The 18,911-nt window shown below is 36.2% G+C and carries 15 protein-coding genes; 11 read left to right on the top strand and 4 right to left on the bottom strand.

The window, feature by feature from the left end:
• Positions 1-13 precede the first annotated feature (13 nt).
• From argC to JHL15_RS09465, 3 genes are read right to left on the bottom strand one after another with little or no spacing between them, the layout of a single operon-like run.
• Positions 14-976, bottom strand: coding sequence for an N-acetyl-gamma-glutamyl-phosphate reductase (gene argC, locus JHL15_RS09475; protein ID WP_200245315.1), 963 nt, complete (start codon positions 974-976; stop codon positions 14-16).
• Complete coding sequence (gene argG / locus JHL15_RS09470) at positions 973-2,169, bottom strand: argininosuccinate synthase (RefSeq protein WP_200245314.1); 1,197 nt, start codon at positions 2,167-2,169, stop codon at positions 973-975. The genes argC and argG overlap by 4 nt, the downstream gene beginning before the upstream one ends.
• Positions 2,141-2,830: a GNAT family N-acetyltransferase gene (locus JHL15_RS09465; protein ID WP_200245312.1), complete on the bottom strand. Its 690-nt coding sequence runs from the start codon at positions 2,828-2,830 to the stop codon at positions 2,141-2,143. Before JHL15_RS09465 ends, argG begins: the two co-directional genes overlap by 29 nt.
• Positions 2,831-2,988: 158 nt before the next feature.
• Between JHL15_RS09465 and JHL15_RS09460 the strand changes: the two genes are divergently transcribed.
• The 9 genes from JHL15_RS09460 to acs all read left to right on the top strand — a co-directional run bounded on the left by JHL15_RS09460 (position 2,989) and on the right by acs (position 14,650).
• Positions 2,989-3,405 (top strand): IS1/IS1595 family N-terminal zinc-binding domain-containing protein, encoded by a 417-nt coding sequence (locus JHL15_RS09460; protein ID WP_200245310.1) that lies wholly within the window; start codon positions 2,989-2,991, stop codon positions 3,403-3,405.
• 359 nt (positions 3,406-3,764) lie between these two features.
• Positions 3,765-5,144 (top strand): porin, encoded by a 1,380-nt coding sequence (locus JHL15_RS09455; protein ID WP_200245308.1) that lies wholly within the window; start codon positions 3,765-3,767, stop codon positions 5,142-5,144.
• A gap of 199 nt (positions 5,145-5,343) precedes the next feature.
• A complete protein-coding gene (locus JHL15_RS09450; protein ID WP_200245306.1) occupies positions 5,344-6,924 on the top strand; it encodes an MFS transporter in 1,581 nt (526 codons plus the stop codon).
• 43 nt (positions 6,925-6,967) lie between these two features.
• The gene (locus JHL15_RS09445) at positions 6,968-7,195 is read left to right on the top strand and encodes a DUF6814 family protein (protein ID WP_200245304.1); all 228 of its coding nucleotides are present in this window, start codon (positions 6,968-6,970) and stop codon (positions 7,193-7,195) included.
• Between the two features lie 78 nt (positions 7,196-7,273).
• The gene (locus JHL15_RS09440; protein ID WP_200245302.1) at positions 7,274-7,468 is read left to right on the top strand and encodes a hypothetical protein; all 195 of its coding nucleotides are present in this window, start codon (positions 7,274-7,276) and stop codon (positions 7,466-7,468) included.
• Positions 7,461-10,157 carry an ATP-binding protein gene (locus JHL15_RS09435; protein WP_200245438.1) on the top strand — a complete coding sequence of 899 codons (2,697 nt, stop codon included), beginning with the start codon at positions 7,461-7,463 and terminating at the stop codon, positions 10,155-10,157. The genes JHL15_RS09440 and JHL15_RS09435 overlap by 8 nt, the downstream gene beginning before the upstream one ends.
• A 4-nt stretch (positions 10,158-10,161) precedes the next feature.
• Complete coding sequence (locus JHL15_RS09430) at positions 10,162-10,527, top strand: response regulator transcription factor (protein WP_200245300.1); 366 nt, start codon at positions 10,162-10,164, stop codon at positions 10,525-10,527.
• Positions 10,528-10,803: 276 nt separating this feature from the next.
• Positions 10,804-12,696: an AMP-binding protein gene (locus JHL15_RS09425; protein WP_200245298.1), complete on the top strand. Its 1,893-nt coding sequence runs from the start codon at positions 10,804-10,806 to the stop codon at positions 12,694-12,696.
• Positions 12,697-12,739: 43 nt separating this feature from the next.
• On the top strand, positions 12,740-14,650 hold the full coding sequence (gene acs, locus JHL15_RS09420) for an acetate--CoA ligase (RefSeq protein WP_200245296.1): 1,911 nt from the start codon (positions 12,740-12,742) through the stop codon (positions 14,648-14,650).
• 65 nt (positions 14,651-14,715) lie between these two features.
• On the opposite strand, the gene JHL15_RS09415 is transcribed toward acs, so the two are convergent.
• Positions 14,716-15,975, bottom strand: a complete 1,260-nt coding sequence (locus JHL15_RS09415) for a T9SS type A sorting domain-containing protein (RefSeq protein WP_200245295.1) — start codon at positions 15,973-15,975, stop codon at positions 14,716-14,718.
• Between the two features lie 247 nt (positions 15,976-16,222).
• Between JHL15_RS09415 and JHL15_RS09410 the strand changes: the two genes are divergently transcribed.
• On the top strand, positions 16,223-16,588 hold the full coding sequence (locus JHL15_RS09410) for a hypothetical protein (RefSeq protein ID WP_200245294.1): 366 nt from the start codon (positions 16,223-16,225) through the stop codon (positions 16,586-16,588).
• A 110-nt stretch (positions 16,589-16,698) separates the two neighbouring features.
• The gene (locus JHL15_RS09405; RefSeq protein WP_200245293.1) at positions 16,699-18,909 is read left to right on the top strand and encodes a RelA/SpoT family protein; all 2,211 of its coding nucleotides are present in this window, start codon (positions 16,699-16,701) and stop codon (positions 18,907-18,909) included.
• Positions 18,910-18,911 lie beyond the last annotated feature (2 nt).

Here is an 18,911-nt window from a genome sequence, read left to right as displayed (position 1 = left end):
TTTCACATTCCCCCTAAAATCCCACTGCCTTCAAATTCAGTCCCAAATTCTCTTCCCATCCCATCGCTATGTTCATATTCTGAACCGCCTGCCCGGAAGCTCCTTTTAATAAATTGTCAATCGCTGAATGAATAACAACTACATTTTCATTCTTTTCTATATGAATCACACAGCGATTCGTATTGACAACCTGTTTTAAATCAATCGCTTTTTCACTGACCTTTACAAAAGGTGCCTCTTCATAAAATTCCCTATACAATTGTTCAATATCTGAAAGCTCTAAATCTGATTTAACTGTTGAGCTGGTAAAAATCCCTCTGGTAAAATCTCCACGCCATGGAACAAAATTCAAGCTAACTTCTTTTTCATTAAAAGAATTCAATTGTTGTAAAACTTCATCCACATGCTGATGTGTTAAAGTTTTATAAGCTGAAATATTATCATTACGCCAGGTAAAATGTGTCGTAGCTTGTAATGACTGTCCCGCTCCTGTCGATCCTGTGATTCCTGTAGTGTAAACCTCATTAAGCAATCCTCTTTCCGCCAATGGAAGTAAAGCCAGCTGAATAGCTGTTGCAAAACATCCTGGATTCGCAATACTTTTAGCTCCTGAAAGATTTTTTTTATTGATTTCCGGAAGTCCATAAATAAAATTTCTATTATTAAACTCCCCATTTAAACGAAAATCATTTCCAAGATCAATAATCAGCACATCATCTCCAACCGCATTTTGGCTCAGCCAATTCTGACTTTCTTTATGAGGAAGGCATAGAAAAAGAATATCCACCTCTACGGGCTTATCAGTCAACACCATTTCACAAACCGTCGCTAAATCCGGGTAGAGATCTGAAATCCTGATACCCGAATTAGAACGACTATATAAAAAACTCAATTCGATATTGGGATGAAAAGCTAACAAACGCACCAATTCACTACCGGTATATCCGTTAGCCCCTACAATTCCTACCTTCTTCATATCTTCACTCCATTAATCTGATGATAAATATTCAGCGAATTGCTTACGATTTTAGTGTATCCTTTTACATCATCTCCACTCCATGCTCTGTTGGCTTCTCCATAACTTCCGAATTTATCATACATAAGATCATGTTCGGATTCAATACCATTTAAAACAAACCGGTATGGATAAAGTGTTACAAAAACTTTTCCTGTTACCGTTTCTTGGGAATCAGATAAGAAAGATTCTATATTTCTCATCACCGGATCCAAAAATAATGCTTCATGAAGCCAGTTTCCATACCAATCGGATAACTGAGACTTCATCATTTGTTGGTATTTAGATAAAGTATGTTTTTCTAATAAATGATGCGCCTTTATAATAACAGATGCAGCAGCAGCTTCAAATCCTACTCTTCCTTTGATCCCAACGATTGTATCTCCCACATGAATATCACGACCTATACCATATGCAGAAGCCAATTGTTCAATCTTTTGAATAGCATAAACAGAATGTTCAAAATATTCCCCATTCACTGCTACGACTTCTCCATTCTTAAATTCTATCTCCAATTCCGAAGGTTGACTTTCTTTAATTTGAGAAGGAAAAGCTTCTTCAGGCAAATAATTTCTTGATGTCAATGTTTCTTTCCCTCCAACAGAAGTTCCCCACAATCCTTTATTAACAGAGTACTGAGCTTTATGAAATTCCATATCATAACCATGGCTTTTCAAAAATTCTATTTCTTCCTCTCTTGAAAGCGCCATATCCCGGATGGGCGTAATGATTTCAACATTCGGAGCCATTACCTGAAAGATCAGATCAAAACGAACCTGGTCATTACCCGCTCCTGTACTTCCATGAGCAATAGCATCAGCCTCTATTTCCAAAGCACATTTGGCAATTTCCTGCGCCTGAATTGTACGTTCAGCACTTACGGAAAGTGGATAGGTATTATTTTTTAATACATTTCCGAAGATCAGATATTTTACACATGAATTATAATAATCTTCCTGAGCGTCAATACACCTGTACTCTTTCACCCCAAGATTCAGGGCCTTCTTTTCCAGTTCTTTTTCTTCATTCTTAGAAAAACCTCCTGTATTTACAGTTACTGCATACACATCATACCCTAGTGTTTCACTAAGATATTTGGCACAGTAAGAGGTATCCAAACCACCACTAAACGCTAAGATTACTTTCTTTTTCATCTGTCTTCTTTTTCGTATTGTTACTTACTAAATGTAGTTCACCAGCAGCAATTTGTTCTGAGGACAAAAAGCTTTCCTGGTTTACTTCATTCTTATATTCTTTTTCAGGTTGATTATTCTCAACCTTATTAATAGTATTGTTTTGAGGAACAAAAAGCATCGCTGTACATAAACAGTTCTTACGTTCCTTCTTCATCAAAATTTCGTAATTCACACAATTCTTACAACCATTCCAAAATTCTTCATCCTGTGTCAATTCAGAATAGATAACCGGTTTATAACCTAAATCACTATTGATTTTCATAACCGCCAACCCTGTTGTCAATCCAAATACTTTTGCCGTAGGATATTTATCCCTCGACAATTGGAAAACTTTATTTTTTATTAATGTAGCAACACCTCCGTTCCTATATTTCGGTGAAACAATAAGTCCCGAATTAGCCACAAACTGACCATGTGACCAGGTTTCTATATAACAGAATCCTACCCATTCCCCGTTTTCAGTAGCAACCACAGCATTGCCATCTGAAATCTTTTTACTTAAATATTCTATGGAACGTTTTGCGATCCCCGTTCCTCTCCGCTGTGCAGAATCATACATTTCCTGCTGTATTTCACTCACATACACTAAATGTTCGCATGAGGAAATTTCTATTTCCATTTATTTATCTGAATTTTTTGGCAAATTTAAAGCATAATAACTTTAATAACCAAATAAAAAAGATATTTTTTTTGTTTAAATAGATATTACAAGATAATATATCTTATTTGAAATATATAATTTTGCTAAATTGTTATATATTTGCTAAAATACTATATATGGAAAACAAATGTCCTAAATGCAACAGTACAAATCTTGTAAAAAGTGGAGTCATTAATGAAAAACAAAGGTTCCACTGCAAAGACTGCAATTATTATTTTACCGTAAAAAAAATAGGGAAACAAATTGATGATTACTACGTCACTAAAGCACTTCAACTCTATCTTGAAGGCCTAAGTTTCCGTGAAATAGAAAGAATTATCGGCGTATCTCATGTAACGATCAGTTCATGGATTAAAAAGTATAACATTACCAGACCCCCACACTCCGAATTCCATCCAGTATATAAGATCTTAAAACAAACCGAACTCATTGAATACATGTCTAATGAAGACAATATCAAAAACTCAGGGCTTATTATCACCCAATTTGCAGATAAATATATGTTGATTAAGTGGGAGAGGTTTAAGAAGTAGATGGGCGAAAAGGCTTTTATTGGTTGTAAAATTGCAAAATCGCAGAAAGGCAAAATCGCTTTATATTAGGCAATAATTAAAACCTTTCATCTTTTAAACTAAACTTACAACCCAAACCTAACACTTGAGAACTCGCAACTCGTAACAATTAACCCAAACCCTACATCCCGAACCTTGTAACTCGTAACTCGAATCCTCTCAATTTTCAATTTTCAACTTTCAACTCTCAACTCTCAACTAATAACCAACAACTTATAAATTAACTATACACTTACCAATAATATATATTAAATTTTCACAACTAAATTATTAATTACAATTTGGCTTTCACAAAATTAACGCCAAAAAATTGATAATTTATGAAGAAAATACTCACTTTTATTGGATTAGCTATAATGAGCAGTTCTCTATATTCCCAAGGATCACCAGATTACGGAAGTGGACTGAAGGTAAACCTTAATTCTGAAGGAGATAAATTCATTAGATTTATTTTATGGGATCAGTTCTGGTTGAGAAACTCCCAGATGAATCCCGGAAGTATGGTTGGAGGTGAGCCTACAGACAATACGTGGAGTCTTGGGAACCGAAGACTTCGGGCATTAACTTATGCTCAGATTTCCAAAAGATATATGATCTTACTCCATTTTGGAATCAATAATCAAACCTTTGTCAACGGTGGTGCACCGGGAACGACAGGAACTGGAGGAAATGGAAATGGAAAGAAAACTCAGTTATTTTTTCATGATGCTTGGAATGAATATGCCGTGCTTTTACCTGGTGAAGCCGGAAAATTCAGTTTAACATTAGGGGCCGGATTGCATTATTATATGGGATTATCAAGAATGACAATGGGTTCTACATTGAACTTTCTTACTGTTGACTCCCCTATTTTTTCCTGGCCATTAATCGATAATTCTGATCAGTTCGCAAGACAGCTGGGAATGTTTGCCAAAGGAAAATACGGTAAGTTCGAATACCGTTTAAGTTTAAATAAACCTTTCGCTACCGATATGGTTCCTGTAAACGTTACAGATCCCTCAAGAGCTGTAGCAGTCGACAACAACGGAAACCCTAGTTTCTCAAAAGCAGGATATTTTGAATATCAATTCCTTGATGAGGAATCCAATGCACTTCCTTTCAAGGTTGGATCTTATCTGGGTACCAAAAAAGTATTTAATATAGGAGCTGGTTTTTATCACCAGGCTGACGGAACAAGAACTTCAGTGAATTCCAATGTTGAGAAACATGATATTACCCTCTTGGCAGTTGATGCTTTTGCTGATATTCCATTGGGAAATGCAAAAAATAAAATGGCCGTTTCTGCATATGCAGGATATTATAATTACCAATTTGGCCCTAATTATATTAGAAATTTAGGGACAATGAACATTGCTGCTACCGATCCCAATTTCACGGGTCAAAAAGCGATTGCAGGCCCAGGAAACCTACAGCCAATGATTGGAACAGGGAATGTAATATACGCACAAGCGGGTCTATTATTACCTAATCAGGCAGAAAAACCTAAAGTCAGAATCCAACCGTTTGCTGCCTATACCCGCAAAAGTTTTGAAGCATTTGACAAATCCTCTTCTCAATTTGATGTTGGAGCCAACTGGTTCATAGATGGTCATCACGCAAAAATCACAACACAATACTCTACAAGACCTGTTTATTATAGTCCTACCGACAGCCCAAAATCAAAAGGAGAATTTATTGTTCAGTTTCAAATCTATCTATAATAGGCGAAAAGGCTAAATCGCTGATTTGTTAAACCGTAAAATCGCAGAATTGTAAAATTATAAAATAGCTTAATAAGGGGAAATTTTTCCTACCATCGAAATGACAATGACGTACTAAGTCAAACGATTTCACAATTTAGCGATTAAGCAAATTTGCCTTTTTGCCAAAAAAAATAATTAACATCAAAAATCAAACACTATGAGCGAAAACCATCACGAAAGTTACGAGAATATGACTGATAAGCAGAAAAATCGCACCATATGGAGTGTTATTACTGCATCATCACTTGGAACACTTATAGAATGGTATGATTTCTATATCTTCGGAAGTCTGGCAGTCGTATTGGCGACTAAATTCTTCCCATCAGACAATCCCACAGCAGCATTTTTATCTACCTTAGCTACTTTTGCAGCAGGATTTGTTGTAAGACCTTTCGGAGCCCTATTTTTCGGGAGGCTAGGAGATATTATCGGAAGAAAATACACTTTTCTTGTTACCCTTTTAATTATGGGATTTTCTACATTCCTTATCGGATGTATTCCAAGTTATGAAACGATTGGATTCATGGCTCCTGTTTTGGTTTTAATTTTAAGATTACTACAGGGATTAGCACTGGGTGGAGAATACGGCGGTGCAGCTACCTATGTTGCGGAATACGCACAACCTCATCGAAGAGGATACTGGACCTCATGGATCCAAACCACAGCGACTGCAGGACTTTTTATTTCATTGATCGTTATTCTGGTGACTAAGAATACACTTTCTGCGGAAGCATTTGATGGCTGGGGATGGAGAGTTCCTTTCTGGATTTCTATCTTAATGGTAGGTGTTTCTTATGTTATCAGAAAAAATATGAAGGAATCTCCTCTCTTTGCGAAAGCTAAAAGCGAGGGCAAGACTTCAAAAAATCCATTAAAGGAAAGCTTCGGAAACAGATATAATTTCAAATTCGTCCTATTGGCATTATTCGGTGCAGCAATGGGACAAGGAGTTATCTGGTACACTGGCCAATTTTACGCAATGAGTTTCCTGCAAAAAGTAATGAATGTAGAATCCGCTCAGGTAGATTCACTGATGGCTACCGCTCTACTTCTAGGCACACCTTTCTTTGTATTTTTTGGATGGCTTTCTGATAAGGTGGGACGAAAGGCTATTATGATGACCGGAATGCTGGTTGCTATTTTGGCTTACCGACCTATTTATGACAGCATGTATAAAAGCGTCAATCTGGAGAATAAAACCATTGCAACTAATGGCATCACAGAAAAAAGAACAGCAAAGATCCATAAGGACATCGCAAGCGACAGCCTGATCACATTTCATAAGGAAACCCAATATACAGACGGAACTTTAATGAAAAAAGATAGTATTGTTCATTGGTCAGCTAGTGGTCCGGTCATAAAAGACGGAAAAGCTGAGGAACCAAAAGTTTCGCTATCCCTAAAATTGAGTGATGATACGAAATGGTATCTGGTTTTCCTGGTATTTATTCAGGTGATATTTGTAACCATGGTGTATGGTCCGATCGCAGCATTCCTTGTTGAAATGTTCCCGGTCAGAATCCGTTATACTTCAATGTCATTGCCTTATCACATTGGTAATGGAGTGTTTGGAGGGCTTTTACCAGCAGTAGCCACTTATCTGGTAACCGTAGGAAAAGATGCAGGACATCCAACCTGGTATTTACAGGGGCTATGGTATCCAATCGGTGTCGCAGCAGTCTGTTTATTGATCGGATTATTTTATCTTAAAAATAAGAACAATAATATCCACGACTAGACACTGAATCACTCAAATTTTTATTAATTTTAAAACTACTAAAATGAACGGAGTAAAAAAAATATTAGGCATTCTTTGGATTTTAATCGCTTTGGTTGTAGGATATTTTGGAATTACTGTATTAGGTATTCCAAAAATCACCTCAGGAAAGCAGGAAGATCTGGTTTTTGGTATTATCATTCTTTTTGTTTTAATGCCAATTATTTCAGGAGGAATGGCCATTTTCGGATATTACGCCTTAACAGGAGAGTATTCTGACGACAAAATATAATTATAAGAGATCAATGATAATTGATGAATGATCAACCCGGCATCTGTTCATCAATTATCGTTTTATCAATCATCATTTATGAAGAAGCGACACGAACAAAAACTGATCATTCTTAGCATTGGACTAGTCATTGCTTTCAGCATCCCGATTTCATTGTTATTCAACAGTGAAAAAGATACTTTTGGTTATCCGATGATCCTGATATATATATTCGCTGTCTGGATGGTTTCTATCATCATATCTTTTATAATCGTAAAAAAATATGATGAGTAGTTTCGCTTTATTTATCGTTGTTCTACTTTATCTGGCTCTTCTTTTCCTGGTTGCCCATCTGGCAGAAAAGAAAAAAAGTAAGTTATGGATCAACAATCCTTATATCTATGCCCTATCGCTAGCTGTTTACTGTACCGCCTGGACGTACTATGGAAGTATTGGTGTAGCCGCAACAAGTGGCCTCAACTACTTACCCATCTATGTGGGACCTATCATCGTTATTCCAGCATGGATTTTCATTAATACCCGAATAGTAAGAATCTCAAGAATCAATAAGATCAGCAGTCTGGCCGATTTCATCTCCCTGAGATACGGCAATAGCAGAAGCTTTAGTGCTGTTATTACGATTGTCTGCCTTTTCGCTATCATCCCTTACATCGGCTTGCAAATCAAGGCTATTTCGGAAACTTTTCATTTGGTAACGGAAACTTCAATGTCTAAAAACATATTGACGGACAATGCTACATTTGTAGTTGTATTAATCGCTCTGTTTTCATCCTATTATGGAACCAAATATGTAGACGCCTCAGAAAAACGCCTCGGAATCATTTCCGCTATCGCTTTAGAAAGTTTTTTGAAATTATTTTTCATCATTATCCTTGGGTTATTTGTGATTTATTTTGCTTTTGATGGATTTTCGGATATTTATGAAAAAGCCAGTAAGTTCAAAGATTTTAAAGAGAAAAATACATTCAATGGAATTGAAGGAGCAATGAACTGGATGATCTTGTGCATGATCTCAGGAACAGCCATTTGCATCCTACCACGACAGTTTCATACTGCTATTGTCGAAAACAGACAGGAAAAGCATATCAAAACAGCGATCTGGTTTTTCCCGCTCTATCTTCTCATTTTTACCATTTTCATTTTCCCGATAGCCTGGGGCGGAAGACTTATTTTTGATGGACAGAATGTAAATCCGGAATTCTATTCCATATTGATTCCACAACATTTCAACAATACATTAATTACTGTTTTGGTTTTTCTGGGTGGCTTGAGCTCCTGCATTTCAATGATCATTATTTCTGCAATCACCTTATCCATTATGCTTTCCAATAACCTCATTATTCCTTACGGTTTGCTTGGAAAGTTTAAATCTGAAAACGAAACCCAAAATACAAGAAGCATTACGAACGTAAGGAAAATAAGCATTTTCGCCCTGGTCATCATGGCTTTTGGTTTTTATAAATATTTTATTCTTAAAACCTCTTTAGATTCCGTCGGGCTGATTTCATTTGTTGTGATCGCTCAATTGGCTCCTGCTTTTTTTGGTGCTTTATTTTGGAGAAGAGGAACCTATAAAGGAGCAATGATCGGACTTGTTGCCGGATTGATAATTTGCTATTTTGGTTTAATTATCCCGCAATATTATTTTTCTTACAATCAGGAATTTAAGGGCGCTCTAAGAGATCTCTATACAATTTCAAACTTTTTCACCATACCCTATTTAAGTAGAATCCCGGAAATTTTCTTTTGGTCAATTTTAGTCAACACAGGTCTCTTTACAATCATTTCTGTTAGTGTGAAAGGCAATTACAGGGAAAGAAATTTCGCAGAGCTTTATGTAGATGTAGACAAATACATTCAAAACCATGAAAATGCATTTATCTGGCGCGGTACAGCCTACGTTTCGGATATCAAAAATATCCTGGAACGCTTCTTAGGAAAAAAGAAAACCGAGCAGGCACTCAGGATTTTCAATTTAAAATACAACATCGATTCGCAGACTGAAACAGCAGACTCCAGATTTATAAAATTTTCTGAAAACCTTTTGGCCGGAAGGATAGGAACCGCGTCTGCAAAAATCCTGATTGAAGGGGTTACAAAAGAGGATAAAATATCTTTAAAGGAAGTTTTAAATATCTTAGAAGAATCGAAAGAGAACATTACTTTAAATAAAAAGCTTACCGAAAAATCTGAAGAATTAAAACAACTTTCCGAAGAGCTTACTGTAGCCAATGAAAATTTAATTATTAAAGATCGCCAAAAAGATGATTTTCTCGATTCAGTAGCCCATGAATTGAGAACTCCGATTACAGCCATTCGTTCAGCAGGCGAAATATTAGCTGATGACGATGATATTCCTTTAGACATAAAAAAAGAGTTTCTAAACAATATCATCACCGAATCTGATCGATTAAGCGAGATCATTAATGACATCCTCTATCTTGACAAATTGGAACACGGCGAAATCACACTGAATATCAGGCAGAATAATATTATTGAAACCTATAAAAAAGCGCTCAACCCTCTTCTTCACTTGATACAACAAAAAGACATTCTCATCAATGAAGAAGATCTTCTGACGGATCATTTGTTTGAATATGATGAAGCAAGACTGATACAACTATTCCAGAATATTTTGGGAAATGCCTTGAAGTTTGCAGATGAACAAGGAACAATACAGGCTAAGTTTTTTACGAAAGAAGATACGCTGATTATCACTATTTTTAATACAGGAAAAACAATTCCAGAGGAAGATCTGGAAATGATTTTCAACAAATTCTACCAATCAAAAAATCAGAATATTATAAAACCAACAGGAAGTGGACTTGGGCTTGCTATTTCAAAACAGATTATTGAAGCACACCGGGGTATAATATATGCTGAAAATAGTATATCAGGAGTGACTTTTACAATAAGCCTACCGAAGAGTATAATTAAAAATGAAATTGAACAGCAACAATAACCATATGAGAAAGATAATCATTGCGGATGATGAACATAAGATTTTAATGTCGTTAGAATATAGTTTTAAAAAAAGTGGCTATGATGTTTTCATTGCCAGGGACGGTACAGAGGTATTGGAATTTTTGAAAACAATGATTCCCGATGTTATCCTGTTAGACATTATGATGCCAAATCTTGATGGATACAGTACTTTAGAAATGATCAAAGAACAAGAAAACCTGAAAAATACAAAAGTGATCTTCCTGAGTGCAAAGAACAACCCGAAAGACATTGAAAGGGGATTAGAAATGGGAGCAGACGCTTATGTTACTAAACCTTATTCGATTAAGAAATTGCAGCAGCAGATTGAGGAGATGTTTGAGAGATGAGATAAAAATGGAAAATTGAAAGTTGAAAATGGAGAGTTGAGAGATTCGAGTTACGAGGTTCGGGTTACGAGATTCGGGGTTCGGGATTCCAAGTGTTAGGATTGTAGGTTTAGATTAAAAGATGAAGAATCTTTATTATCGGCTAATGTAAAAAGCGATTTCGCCTTTCTGCGATTTTGCAATTTTACAAAACTAAGAGATGAAGGTTTTATACTATTGACTGATATAAAAGCGATTTTGCCTTTCATCGATTTTGCAATTTTACAATATTAAGAAATGAACGATTTATTCAAAAGAAGTATAGAAGACAAAGAAAATTTCTGGAGGGAACAAGCTCAGGAAATAAGCTGGTTTGAATTTCCTAACAAGATTCTTTCACAAAACGAGAATAATTACACAGAATGGTATTCTGATGGAAAACTCAATATGTGTTATTTATGCATAGACAAACACATTGTAGATGGTTTTGGAGATCAGATTGCAATTATTTATGATTCTCCTGTCACTGAGCAGAAAAAAACATATACATTCAGCCAGGCACAGCAAGAGATCTCAAAATTTGCAGGAGGTCTGGTTTCTTTAGGCTTAAAGAAAGGAGATACAGCAGTAATCTACATGCCCATGATTCCTCAGACACTTTTTGCGATGTTGGCTTGTGCAAGAATTGGAGTAATACACAATGTCGTTTTTGGAGGCTTTGCACCTCACGAACTTGTGGTAAGGATAGATGACTGTAAACCCAAAGCACTAATCACAGCAACTGCGGGAATAGAAATTGCTAAAAGAATCCCTTATTTACCATTGGTGGAAAAAGCAATTGAATTAGCTCAGGATAAGGTAGAACATATTATTGTTTATAACCGCAGGCTCGTTGATAATCAGCACGAAATGTTTGATGGATTAATAGACTATGAAGAACTTACTCAACGGTCCTCTCCCGCAGCATGTATTCCTGTAGAATCCACACACCCTCTCTATTTATTATACACTTCAGGAACGACAGGAAAGCCCAAAGGAATAACCCGGGATACCGGTGGATATGCGACTGCTTTGAAATTTTCGATGAAATACATCTACGGAATCGAACCTGATGAAACCTACTGGGCCGCATCTGATTTCGGATGGGCGGTAGGACATAGCTTTTCTGTTTATGGACCTTTACTGAATCGTAATATAACTATAATTTTTGAAGGAAAACCTATTATGACTCCAGATGCAGGAACTTTCTGGCGGATTATCTCAGAATATAAAGTTTCTGCTATGTTTACAGCTCCTACTGCTATCAGAGCCATAAAGAAAGAAGATCCTGATGGAGAGCTGGTCAAAAAATACGATCTCTCCCATTTCAAAAAACAGTTTTTGGCTGGTGAACGCTGTGACGTCGCTACTCTTGATTGGTTCAATGAACACATTGGAGTTCCCGCTATTGATCATTGGTGGCAGACAGAATCAGGCTGGCCAATGCTTGGATTGATGACTTTCAATAATGAATATACCATTAAAAGAGCTTCAGCCGGAAAACCAATCCCCGGATATGATATCAAAATCTTTGATGAAAATGGATTTGAGCTCAATCCTCATCAGGAAGGCTATCTGGTAATAAAACTTCCTCTTCCTCCCGGTTCTCTTTTAGGAATCTGGAAAGATAATGAACGTTTTGAAAACAGCTATTTATCACAATATAATGGTTATTATTTTTCCGGAGATGGAGCTATACAGGATGAAGATGGTTATTTCTTTATTACCGGAAGAGTGGATGATGTGATTAATGTGGCCGGACACAGGCTTTCTACTTCAGAAATGGAGGAAATTGTATCCTCCCATCCAGAAATCGCAGAATGTGCTGTCGTAGGAATTGATAACGAATTGAAAGGGCAAATTCCATTTGCAACTGTCGTTTTAAAAAACGGATCTGCAATTTCGGAAGAAGATCTTGAAAAAGATATTATCAAAATGGTTCGTGAGAAAATAGGAGCTGTTGCATTTTTAAAGAATGCCATGGTTGTCAAACGCTTACCCAAAACACGGTCCGGAAAGATTTTACGAAAACTGATCAGAACTCTTTTAGATGGTAAAGAATTTCAGGTTCCATCCACTATAGATGATGATCAGATTATTTCAGAAATACAAGAAAAAATCGTGGATTACAGGGCAAAATTCACAAATTAAATATAAATTTAAATATCAATAAAATTTCAAAAACAAAAGGGATATGAGAAATTACTTAATAGAAGATTTACCACATTATTTTGAGGAGTATAAAAAGTCTATTAAAAATCCTAAAAAATTCTGGGATAAAATAGCTGATCAAAATTTTGTGTGGTATCAAAGATGGAGCAAAGTGGTTAAGTATGACATGAACGAGGCAAAGATCACTTGGTTTAAGAATGCTAAATTAAATATTACAAAAAACTGCATCGACAGGCACCTGAATGAAAGAGGAGATAAAACAGCTATCATCTGGGAACCGAATGATCCAAAAGAAAAAGCAGAACACATTTCTTATAATGAACTCTATACCCGTGTCAATAAAACAGCGAATGTTTTAAAAGAAATGGGTGTCGAAAAGGGGGATCGTGTTTGTATTTATCTTCCGATGATCCCAGAATTAGCCATTACGATGCTTGCTTGTGCAAAATTAGGTGCTGTACATTCTGTCATTTTTGCAGGCTTCTCAGCGAATGCGGTTGCTTCAAGAGTAAATGACTGTGAAGCAAAATTAGTTATCACTTCCGATGGAAGCTATAGAGGAAGCAAAGTATTAGACCTGAAAACCATCGTGGATGAGGCACTTGAAAAAACACCTACTATCGAAAAAGTATTGGTCGTAAAAAGAACCCATAACGAAATAAAAATGAAGGAAGGCAGAGACTATTGGATGTCCGAGCTCTACGAAAAAGCTTCTCCTGATTTCGTTACCGTCATCATGGATGCAGAAGATCCTTTATTTATCCTTTACACTTCTGGATCTACAGGAAAACCAAAAGGAATGCTTCATACTTGTGCCGGATACATGGTATATACCGCCTATACCTTCAAAAATATTTTCAACTACCAGGAAAATGATATTTACTGGTGTACAGCAGATATTGGTTGGATCACAGGACACTCCTACATCCTCTATGGACCATTATTGAATGGAGCTACAACAGTGATCTTTGAAGGCGTGCCTACCTATCCTGAACCGGACAGATTCTGGGACGTTATTGAGAAGCATAAAATTACTCAGTTTTATACTGCTCCTACTGCTATCCGTTCTTTAGCAAAAGAAAGTGCTGAATGGGTGGATAAACATGATTTAAGTACCTTAAAAGTAATAGGATCTGTTGGAGAACCTATTAACGACGAAGCATGGCATTGGTTCAATGATCATGTCGGAAGAAAAAAATGTCCCATTGTAGATACATGGTGGCAGACAGAAACCGGAGGAATCATGATCTCACCACTTCCATTTATAACACCTACCAAGCCGACGTACGCGACCCTACCATTACCTGGTGTTCAGCCTGTCTTAATGGATGATAAACGCAATGAGATTACAGGAAATCAGGTAACGGGAAATCTTTGTATCCGTTTTCCATGGCCGGGAATTGCCAGAACGATCTGGGGTGATCACCAAAGATATAAGGAGACTTATTTTACGGCTTTTCCAGGGAAATATTTTACGGGTGATGGTGCTTTAAGGGATGAAGTGGGCTATTACAGAATTACAGGCCGTGTGGATGATGTAATTATTGTTTCCGGGCATAATTTAGGAACTGCTCCTATTGAGGACAGCATCAACCAGCATCCGGCCGTTGCAGAATCTGCTATCGTAGGATATCCTCATGATATTAAAGGAAATGCTTTGTATGGCTATGTTATGCTTAAAGAAACAGGAGAAAGCCGCGATAAAGAAAACCTTAAGAAAGAGATCAATCAATTAATTGCTGACCAAATTGGTCCAATTGCTAAACTGGATAAAATCCAATTTGTCTCAGGTCTTCCTAAAACACGTTCCGGGAAAATTATGCGTAGAATCTTAAGAAAGATTGCAGAAGGAGATTTCAGCAACTTTGGAGATATTTCAACCTTACTGAATCCGGAAATAGTAGAAGAAATTAAAAATGAAAGATTAGATTAGTCTTTTAATACTCATCAAAATACAAGAGGCGTAGAAAATTTCTACGCCTCTTGTATTTTTAGAATTTATTCCTTTATAATTTTTATAGCCTGCCTTCCAAGATTGGAATGTACATTGAGTAAATAGTTTCCTTTCGGATAATTAAAATCTAAGAAATATTTTTTCAATCCTTTCCCACTGATATCATCTTTCAGAATATTAGTGATGAACTTTCCGGATATGTCATACAACCCAATGATAATATGATCAGAATGCTCAAAATGAATATTCAGATTGAGTTTATCTTTAACAGGATTTGGAGCAACATCAATTTGAAGCTTTCTCTCCAAGTTATTATTTTCAGTTTCGTGCGTTCCTAAATTCCCGACAGTCATTTTATAAATACCTGTCCCCGCTGCATAGGCAACATTATTATTAACAAAAAATATTCTATTCAAAGTCCCTCCCACTCCGGTATTCGTCCATGTATCTCCACCATTAAAGGTCTCATAAAAACCTGTATTATGACCACCCATCCAACCATGAGTTGCTGAAGTAAAACCTACAGCCTGCACAAAAGTGTCAGGGAAGTCTTTGGTTTCCCAGGTCAATCCACCATTCAATGATTTCAATAATCTTCCCGTATTTGGAGATTCTGCTTCAATAGAACAAAATATCTTGTTATCCAAAAGCTGCAGTTTCCAGACATATTCAAATGGAATATTGCTGTTGTAAATTTTTGTCCAGCTTGTGCCTCCATCGGTCGTTTTAAGAACTACAGCTCCATCATCATCACTTCCTCCTGCAAAACCAATATTTTCATCGACAAATGTAACCTCAACCAATGCAGTCGCATAGGCTGACATATCAATATACTGCCACGTATTTCCACTATCCGTTGATTTTATAATATAGGCTGGATAAAACCACGCCCCACAACCATAGACTGTAGAAGTCCCAACACAGTCCAGACCACAGATACCCTGCGGATAAGGAGTTATATTATTAACTCTTTGCCATGAATTTCCGCCATCAGTCGTTTTATAAAAATTATTATTGAGTGTTCCCAGGAAACCAATATTTTCATTTAAAAATTCAATATTCCTGTAATATTCATTGGGGGTAGTACTTACCGTTTGCTGAATCCAGCTGTTCCCGGCGTCTGTTGTTTTAAAAACAGCTCCATTGCCTCCACGGGCAGCCCAACCCAGATTTTCATTAAGGAAGAATACATCATCATATCTTCCCGCCCCATTTCCAGGAGGATAAGAGAACGTTGTCCAGTTGTATACTTGTGCCTGCAACGACATTGATAATAAAGAAAAAACAAGTAAAATTTTCTTCATGGTATATTAATTTTGAAAACAAATTTGAGATTTTTAAAATAAGTACGCAATACACTTCGAGATAATTCATAATTCTGTCTATCAACTACAAACATCATATCAATTCAAACAATTGATTGATAGAAATCATCAAATATCCCCATATTACATTATAGATAAAACAATATATATTGAATTTTGTTGAATTTTATTCAAATAATTTAAAATTTAATTGCTACCTTTAAGTACAAATTTAAAACACACGATCATGACAAAAATATTAGCCGGATTATTTCAATCTCACAGTGATTATAAGAAACTCGAAACGGACCTGGAAAGTTCTGGTTTTGGAAACTCAGATTATATCGTATATCTTGACGATCATCATCACAGCTCCCAATATTTAGCCAGCGTTGCTGTAAACGATCCTGATCAGACAGATAATGCCCGAAATATTTTTAATCAAAATGCTGTTGTAAAGACCTATCTATTCGAAAATATGGGAATTGAACAGGCAGAATATCATAATTTAAAAAAATATATTGATGCCCGAAATAGGGCTGAAATTCATAATAGCCCGGATGTCAAGATCAAAGGTTCAAGCCATGGCATCGACTCCGAGGTAAAATTCTAATAAAACTAAAATCTAATAACCGGAAATCCGTAGACTATTCTACGGATTTTTTGTAATTTGAAAACTGGGAAAATTTTCGTATTTTCGTTTAATTATAGGCATTTACACAAATGAGTTACGACTTAGAACAGGAGAATAAAGAAATACTTGCAAGATATAAGGATCTGATTTCTAATACCTACAGGACTTTGGATGAGGAAAATAACAAACTCATTCGTAGAGCATTTGATATTGCTTTAGATGCACACAAGGATCAAAGGAGAAAATCTGGGGAACCTTACATTTACCACCCCATTGCCGTAGCCAAAATTGTGGCGACAGAAATCGGTTTGGGAGCAACTTCCATCGCCTGTGCACTACTACATGACGTTATTGAAGATTCTGACTATACCTACGAAGACATTAAAAAAATCTTTGGAGAAAAGATAGCCAATATCGTGAATGGATTGACCAAAATCTCCATCATGAACCATCAGAATATTTCTGTACAATCTGAAAATTACAGAAAGTTATTATTAACACTTTCCGAAGATTTCAGGGTTATTCTTATCAAAATTGCAGACCGTCTTCATAATATGCGGACCTTAGAAAGTATGACTCCGGATAAGCAAAAGAAAATTGCTTCGGAGACTGTGTATATCTATGCTCCGATGGCCCACCGTCTGGGATTATATAACATCAAATCCGAACTTGAAGATCTTTCTTTAAAATATAACAATCCCGAAATTTTCAATGAGATCACTGAAAAGCTTGAACTTGCTAAGGAAAACAGGGAAAAATATATTGAGGAATTCAAAAAAGAAGTTTCTGAAAGATTAAAAGAAGAAGGATTAAACTTTAGTATAAAAGGACGCGCAAAAGCAGTGTCTTCAATTTACAGGAAAATGCTTAAACAAGGCGTTTCTTTTGAAGAGGTTTTTGATAACTATGCTATCAGGATTATTTATAAATCGGATGCAAAGAATGAGAAATTTCTTGCCTGGAAAATCTATTCTATCGTAACAGATGTATACCACAGCAATCCTTCAAGAATGCGTGACTGGATCACCCAACCCCGCTCTACCGGATACGAAAGTTTACATCTTACGGTATTAGGACCTGATAAAAAGTGGATCGAGGTGCAGATTCGTTCAGAAAGAATGGACGAGATTGCAGAAAAAGGGGTGGCTGCTCATTATAAATATAAAGAAGGTTATAAGCAAAGTACTGATGACCGGAATTTTGAAAGATGGGTTACTGAAATCCGTGATGTTCTGGAACAGCAACAGAATCTTTCTACCTCTGAGCTTTTAGATAATATCAAACTTAATTTATATTCTAAAGAAGTTTTTGTATTCACTCCAAAAGGTGAAATTAAAATTCTTCCAACCAATGCTACCGCACTGGATTTTGCTTTTTCTGTACACTCTGATTTGGGAATGAAATGTCTAGGGGCAAAGATCAATGGTAAATTGGTGCCTATCTCCTATGTCCTTCAGAATGGAGATCAGGTAGATATTTTATCTTCACAAAATCAAAAACCAAAATCGGACTGGCTTGAATTTGTTGTAACCTCGAAGGCGAAATCTAAGATTAAAAGTTATCTGAATTCGCAGAAAAATCAGTTGGTAGAGGAAGGAAAAGAAATTTTACAACGAAAACTTCGTCATGCAAAAATTAATTTTAATGATGAAGAAGTCAATAAACTTCAAAAGTTCTTTAATTTAAAAACATCTCAGGAGCTATTCTTAAAATTCCAAAGCAATGAACTGGATGTAAGCAGTTTAAGAAAATATATCGAAAGTAAAAACGTATTCAACAACTTACTTTCAAGATTCAGGAAGTCCCCTACTAAAAATGTCCATTACGAAGAACCGAAGGAACAAAACCTGGATATGATCGTCTTTGGAAAAGATGAGGAAAAACTGAACTACAGCTACGCAAAATGTTGTACCGTAATTCCGGGAGATAAAATTTTCGGATTTATTACCATTTCTGATGGAATAAAGGTACACAGCGATAATTGTCCGAATGCTATCAATCTGAGAGCTCAATATGACTACCGTGTCATTCCTGCAAAATGGGTGAATGCAGAAAGCTTCAAAAACAGAGTGAAAATTGAAATTGAAGGTTTGGACAGAATGGGAATGATCAATGACATTACAGCTGTGATCAGTGGCACCATGGGAATGGATATGAAAAGTCTATCTATCGAATCCAATAATGGAGTGTTCATGGGTAATATCATTCTAGAGGTTAAAAATAAAGGACAGCTTGAAGAGACCTTTAAAAAACTTAAAAATATTAACGGAGTTTCGAGGGTGAGACGATTACAATCTTAGAC

This window comes from Chryseobacterium paridis, from assembly GCF_016595215.1.
Taxonomy (GTDB): Bacteria; Bacteroidota; Bacteroidia; order Flavobacteriales; family Weeksellaceae; genus Chryseobacterium; species Chryseobacterium paridis.
This window is presented reverse-complemented; position numbering and strand designations above follow the sequence as displayed.